Source organism: Kineococcus gypseus, assembly GCF_050871305.1.
Taxonomy (GTDB): domain Bacteria; phylum Actinomycetota; class Actinomycetes; order Actinomycetales; family Kineococcaceae; genus Kineococcus; species Kineococcus gypseus.
Window position 1 is genome coordinate 1 of the sequence record NZ_JBJLRD010000096.1, and the last position, 6,095, is coordinate 6,095.

Here is a 6,095-nt window from a genome sequence, read left to right on the forward strand (position 1 = left end):
CCCCCCCCCCCCCCCCCCCCCCCCCCCCCCCCCCCCCCCCCCCCCCCCCCCCCCCCCCCCCCCCCCCCCCCCCCCCCCCCCCCCCCCCCCCCCCCCCCCCCCCCCCCCCCCCCGGACCCGGCCACCGCCGACCTCGACGCCCTGGTGCCGCGCACGAGCGGGCCCGAGCTGGAGCTGCGCCGCGCCGCCTCGACCGTCGCGCGCGCCGGCGCCACCGCGCCAGCCGTCAGCGCCGACGACCTCGACGCCCTCTCCTCGGTGCTGCCGCGCCAGCGCGAGTGGCCGCGCTGGTTCCTCACCGTCACCGAGGCCGGCCCGGACCTGCGCCCCTCCGTCGTCGTGCTGCGCTCGGCCGGCGCGCGCGAGCCGTACCGGGTGTGGGGCACGCCCTCGCTGCTGCCCGGCGCCAGCCTGCCCACCACCGGCGCCCCCGCCGACGGCGCCGCCGTCGTCGCGCCGGACGAGGGCACCAACCTGCCGATGACCCCGCAGCAGGTCGCGGAGGGCTACGCGGACGTGCTGCTGCGCGGGGACGCGAGCGAGGACGCCGCCGGCTTCGCCCCCGACGCCTACCGCGACGGCGTGCTGGCCTCCGTGCAGCAGCAGACGCGCGCGCTGGAGGCCTCCGGCGGCTCGCTGACGCAGGAGCGCACCCTGCTGCCCGACCCGGTGCTGGCCGTGCGCACCCGCGACGGCGGCGCGCTGGTCGTGGCCGGCTACCGCTCCTCGGTGACGGCCGCCGGCCCCGCCGGCGGGCTGCCCGGGCGGCTGCAGGAGGCGGCCGCGGCGCTGGCCGGGCGCGCGGACTTCACCTCGGTGACCACGGTGGTGCAGGAGGTCGTCGTCTTCGCCGTCCCGCCCGGGCGCGGGCCGGTCAGCGCCGTCGCCGTGCAGAGCGGGCCGGTCTCCGTCGAGGCCACCTGAGCGGGCCGGCCACCCCCGTTCCCGCCCCCGTTCCCGCCCCCGCTCCCGCCCCCGCGGCCGCCCGCCGCCGCGCGCGGCCTGCGTGAGAAGCTGCCGCCATGACTCAACCGACGCCCCCCGGTGCGGGGCTGAACCTGCGCGGGGCGGTGGACCTGGGCGCGCTGGCGGCGCGCAACTCCCGCCGCGAGGAGGTCGCCCGCCGCGCGGCCGCCGACCCCGCCGCGCAGCAGGGCTCGCCGTTCGTCGTGGACGTCACCGAGGACACCTTCACCGAGGTCGTGCAGTCCTCGGTGAGCTTCCCCGTCGTGCTGGACCTGTGGGCGGAGGGCTACGACACCGGCGCGGAGGTCCTCGCGCAGCTCGCGGACGAGTTCGGCGGGCGCTTCCTGCTCGGGCGCGTCGACGCCCAGGCCGAGCCGGCCCTGGCGCAGTCCCTCGTGCAGTCCCTGCAGGCGCGCGCGGTCCCGCTGGTCGCCGCGATCGTCAAGGGCCAGCCGCTGCCGCTGTTCACCGGCGCCTACCCCTCGGCGGAGGAGGGGCGGGCGCTGCTGGAGGAGGTGCTGCGCGTGGCCGAGGCCAACGGCGTCACCGGCCGCGTGCCCGGCGCCGACGAGGCGGCCGCGGACGCCGCGGAGCCGGCGGCCCCGCCGCCGCCCCCGCTGCACGCCGAGGCCGAGGCCGCCGCGCTGGCCGGCGACTACGAGGCCGCCGCGGCCGCCTGGCAGCGGGCGCTGGCCGCCGACCCGCGCGACGCGGCGGCCACCGAGGGCCTGGCGCGCGTGGGCGTGCTGCGGCGCGTGCAGGGCGTGGACCTCGCGCAGGCGCGCGCGGCCGCGGCCGCCGCTCCCGACGACGTCGCCGCCCAGCTCGTCGCCGCCGACCTCGACCTCGTGGGCGGCCACGTCGAGGACGCCTTCGAGCGCCTGCTGGGCGTGGTGCGCCGCAGCGCCGGGGAGGACCGCGACGCGGCCCGCACCCACCTGCTGGAGCTGTTCACGGTCGTCGGCGCGGGCGACCCGCGCGTGGCCGCGGCCCGCACCGCCCTCTCGCGCGCGCTGTTCTGACGCGCCGTCCCGAGCGCACCGCCCGGCGCCCCGGCGCGCCGGGCGGCGCCCGCGCCCTAGGCTCGCCGGCGTGAGCACCGATGCGAGCGCCACCGCCCCGGCGCGGGACCTGCCGCGCAGCGCCCCCTCCACCCGCGGCGTCGACGCCCGCGGGGTGGCCGCGTTCCTCGACGCCGTCGAGGCCGCCGACGGCGTGGAGCTGCACTCCTTGGCGGTCCTGCGCGGCGGGCACGTCGTGGCCGAGGGCTGGTGGGCGCCGTACGCGCCGGAGCGGCTGCACCTGCTGTACTCGGTGAGCAAGAGCGTCACCGCCACCGCGCTGGGCCTGGCGGTGGCCGAGGGGCTGGTGGACCTCGACGCCACGGTCCTGTCGTACTTCCCCGAGCTCGACGCCGACGTCACCGACCCGCGCTCGCGCGCCACGCGGGTGCGCGACGTGGCGGCCATGGCCAGCGGCCACCTCGGCGAGACGATCGACGCGGCGAGGGCCGACCCCACCGGCGACGTCGTGCGCGGCTTCCTGCGCCTGCCGCCGGAGGGCGAGCCGGGCGAGGTGTTCGCCTACAACCAGCCGTGCACGTACGCGCTGGCCGCGATCGTGCAGCGCGTCACCGGCAGCACCCTGACCGCCTACCTGCGCCCGCGCGTGCTGGACCCGCTGGGCGTCGGGCGCACGGCCTGGCTCACCGACGAGCTCGGCCGCGAGATCGGCTTCTCCGGCCTGCACGCCACCACCGGCGCGCTGGCCGCGCTGGGGCAGCTGCACCTGCGGCGCGGCCGCTGGGGCCAGGCGCAGCTGCTGCCGCAGGCGTGGGTCGACGAGGTCGGCCGCGCCCACGTGGACACCGCCGGCGCCCACCCCGACCCGGACTGGCGGCTCGGCTACGGCTACCAGTTCTGGCCCTCGCGCCACGGCTACCGCGCCGACGGCGCCTACGGCCAGTTCGCCCTCGTGCTGCCCGAGCAGGACGCCGTGGTGGCGCTGACGGGCCAGAGCACCCGCACCCAGGCGCTGCTGGAGGCGGTGTGGGAGCACCTGCTGCCCGCGCTGTCCGGCCCGGCGCTCCCGGGCGACGCCGCCGCGCACGACGCGGCGCTGGCCGCGCGCCTGCGCGCGCTGCGCCTGCCCGGCGCCGAGGACGGCGGCCCGGGCCCGGCCGCCGGCGAGCTGCCGCCCGCGCTGGTGCTGCGCCCGGCGCCCGGCAGCGCCCCGGCCGCGCTGCGCGAGGTGCGCGTCGAGCACGGCGCCGACGGCGCCTCGCTGGTGCTGCACGAGGGCGCCGACCGGCTGGTCGCCGCCCTGGGGGCGGGCTGGACGACCACCGGCGCGCTGGCCACGAGCTGGGCGCGCACGCCCGGCGGGCTGCGCGTGGACGTGGTGTTCGTCGAGACCCCGCACCGGCTGCGCCTGGAGCTGGAGGAGGCCGCGGGCACCTTCCGCGGCACCTGGTGCACCGAGCCGCTGCACTCCCCGCCGCTGGCCGCGCTGCGCGCGCCGGGCTGAGCGCCCGCCGCGCACCCCGGGCTCGCGGGCCGCGGGCCGGGGTGATCCACTGAGGGCCCCCCGTCCTCGAGGTCCAACCGGGAGCCGCCGTGGTCGACTACCTGCGGGGCAACTCCGCGCTGGTGCTGGACGCGCTGCGCGAGCACGTCGTGCTCGCGCTGCTGCCGCTGCTGGCCGGTGCGCTGCTGGCGCTGCCCGTGGGCTACCTCGGCGTGCGCTTCCCGCGGGCGTACCAGCCGCTCATGGGCCTGTCGGGCGTCGTGTACTCCATCCCGTCGCTGGCGCTGTTCGTCACGCTGCCGTACGTGCTGGGCACGCGCATCCTCTCCCCGGTGAACGTCGTGGTGGCGCTGGCCGTCTACACGCTGGCGCTCATGGCGCGCACCGTCGCCGACGGCCTGCGCTCGGTGGACCCGGCGCTGACGGAGGCGGCCACCGCGATGGGCTACCCGCGCACCCGCCGGCTGCTGGAGGTGGAGCTGCCGCTGGCGCTGCCCGTGGTGCTGGCCGGCGCGCGCGTGGCGGCGGTGTCGAACATCAGCCTCGTCAGCGTCGGGGCGCTCATCGGCGTCGGCGGGCTGGGGGAGCTGTTCACCCGCGGGTTCCAGCTCTTCTACGCCGCCCCCATCGTCACCGGCATCGTGCTGACGCTGCTGCTGGCGGGGCTGGTGGACGGGCTGCTCGTGCTGCTGCAGCGCTGGGCGACGCCGTGGACGCGCACCGCCGCCGGGAGGGGCTGAGCCGTGGACGGCACCCCCTACCTGCTGGACCCGGCGCACTGGAGCGGGCCCGGCTCGATCCCGGAGCTGGTGCTGGCGCACCTGGGGTACACGGGCCTGGCCCTGCTGCTGGGCGTGCTCGTGGCGTTCCCCGTGGGCCTGCTCATCGGCCACACCGGGCGCGGCGCGTGGCTGGCCGTCAACGCCGGCAACGCCGGGCGCGCCCTGCCCACCCTGGGCCTGCTCATGCTGCTGGTGACCCTGATGGGCCTGGGGCGCGTGCCCGTGCTGATCGTGCTCGTGGTGCTCGTGCTGCCGCCGATCCTCACCTCCACGTACGCCGGGCTGCGCTCGGTGGACCGCGCCGCCGTGGACGCCGCGCGCGGCATGGGCATGCGCCCGCTGCAGGTGCTGCTCGGCGTGGAGGTGCCCATGGCGCTGCCGGTGCTCTTCAGCGGCCTGCGCGCCGCGGCGCTGCAGGTCGTGGCCACCGCCACGGTGGCCGCCTCCGTGGGCCTGGGCGGCCTGGGCCGCCTGCTCATCGACGGCCTGGCGCTCAACGACTACGGTCGCGTGGTCGCCGGTGCGGTCGTCGTGGCCGTGCTGGCCGTGGTGCTCGACGTGCTGCTGGCCCTGGTGCAGCGCGCCGTCGTCTCACCCGGGCTCACCGGCCGCGGCGCGCGCCGCCGCGGCTCGCGCCCGCCGACCCCCGCACAGTCCCGCCTCGACGCCGACCTGGCGTGAGGACCGACGGAAGGACCCACCCGTGAACCGCAGGACACTGCTGACGATGGCCCTGGCCTCCGGCGCCGGCTCGACCCTGGCCGCCTGCGGTGCGGGCGACGACCCGCTGGCGTCCGAGCCGACGCCCGCGGCCAGCTCCGCGGCCGGGTCGATCACCATCGGCTCGGCGAACTTCCCCGAGAGCGAGCTGCTGGCGGAGATGTACGCGCAGGTGCTCGAAGCCGCGGGCGAGCAGGTGCAGCGCAGCTTCAGCATCGGCTCGCGCGAGGTCTACCTGCGCGCCCTCGAGGACGGCTCGATCGACCTGATCCCGGAGTACACCGGCGCGCTGCTCGCGGCCTTCTCCGAGGGGGGCGCCCCGGAGGGCGTGAGCACGTCCGAGGAGGTGTACGGGGCGCTGCAGGACGTCCTGCCCGACGGGCTGCAGGTGCTCGAGCAGTCGCAGGCCGAGGACAAGGACAGCCTCTCGGTCACCCGTGCCACCGCCGACCAGTACGGCCTGCGCGCCATCCCGGACCTGGCACCCGTGGCCGGGCAGCTCGTCGCCGGCGGGGCGCCGGAGTTCACCGAGCGATACCAGGGCCTGGTGGGCCTGCGGGAGGTGTACGGCGTGGAGTTCGCCGAGTTCCGCCCCCTGGACGCCGGTGGCCCCCTGACCGTGCAGGCGCTGCTGGGCGGCGACATCCAGGTGGCGAACATCTTCACCACCGACTCGGCCATCGAGACCAACGACCTGGTCGTGCTGGAGGACCCGGAGAACGTCTTCCTGGCCCAGAACGTCGTCCCGCTCATCAGCGCGGTGCGGGACGAGACCCGGGTCGCCGCCGCCCTGAACGCCTTCTCGGCCACCCTGACCACCGAGAAGCTCACCGAGTACCTGGCCCGGGTGCAGGTGGACCGCGAGCCGGTCGTCGACGTGGCGCGCGCGTACCTGGCCGACAACCCCGTGCAGGTGCCCGCGAGCTGAGCCCCCGCGCGAGGGCCCGCGACGCGGGGGGGGGGGGGGCGCGCCCGGGGGGGGGGGGGGGGGGGGGGGGGGGGGGGGGGGGGGCCCCCCCCCCCCCGCTGCGCCACCCTGGCGCGGTGAGCCCGGTCCCGCGCGCGGTGCTGTCCGCGACGACCCTGGACAGCCCCGACCCG

Annotated in this window: 6 protein-coding genes; all 6 read left to right on the forward strand. The window is 78.6% G+C overall.

The features are described 5' to 3' along the window. The first annotated feature begins 144 nt into the window (after positions 1–144). The 6 genes from ACRYMN_RS20535 (at position 145) to ACRYMN_RS20560 (ending at position 5,922) form a co-directional block, all read left to right on the forward strand. A complete protein-coding gene (locus tag ACRYMN_RS20535; protein WP_432499238.1) occupies positions 145–924 on the forward strand; it encodes a DUF8094 domain-containing protein in 780 nt (259 codons plus the stop codon). Between the two features lie 98 nt (positions 925–1,022). Continuing rightward, positions 1,023–1,988 (forward strand): co-chaperone YbbN, encoded by a 966-nt coding sequence (locus tag ACRYMN_RS20540; RefSeq protein WP_432499240.1) that lies wholly within the window; start codon positions 1,023–1,025, stop codon positions 1,986–1,988. Positions 1,989–2,058: 70 nt separating this feature from the next. Continuing rightward, positions 2,059–3,492, forward strand: a complete 1,434-nt coding sequence (locus ACRYMN_RS20545; protein WP_432499241.1) for a serine hydrolase domain-containing protein — start codon at positions 2,059–2,061, stop codon at positions 3,490–3,492. Positions 3,493–3,581: 89 nt separating this feature from the next. Beyond that, a complete protein-coding gene (locus tag ACRYMN_RS20550) occupies positions 3,582–4,232 on the forward strand; it encodes an ABC transporter permease (protein ID WP_432499243.1) in 651 nt (216 codons plus the stop codon). A 3-nt stretch (positions 4,233–4,235) separates the two neighbouring features. Then, entirely contained in the window at positions 4,236–4,955 is a 720-nt protein-coding gene (locus ACRYMN_RS20555; RefSeq protein WP_432499245.1) for an ABC transporter permease subunit, read from the forward strand. A gap of 22 nt (positions 4,956–4,977) precedes the next feature. Continuing rightward, positions 4,978–5,922, forward strand: coding sequence for an ABC transporter substrate-binding protein (locus ACRYMN_RS20560; RefSeq protein WP_432499247.1), 945 nt, complete (start codon positions 4,978–4,980; stop codon positions 5,920–5,922). Positions 5,923–6,095: the final 173 nt, after the last annotated feature.

Coding starts and splice junctions, on each gene's coding strand:
- ACRYMN_RS20540 (WP_432499240.1), top strand. CDS start 1,023: ATGACTCAACCGACGCCCCCCGGTGCGGGGCTGAACCTGCGCGGGGCG.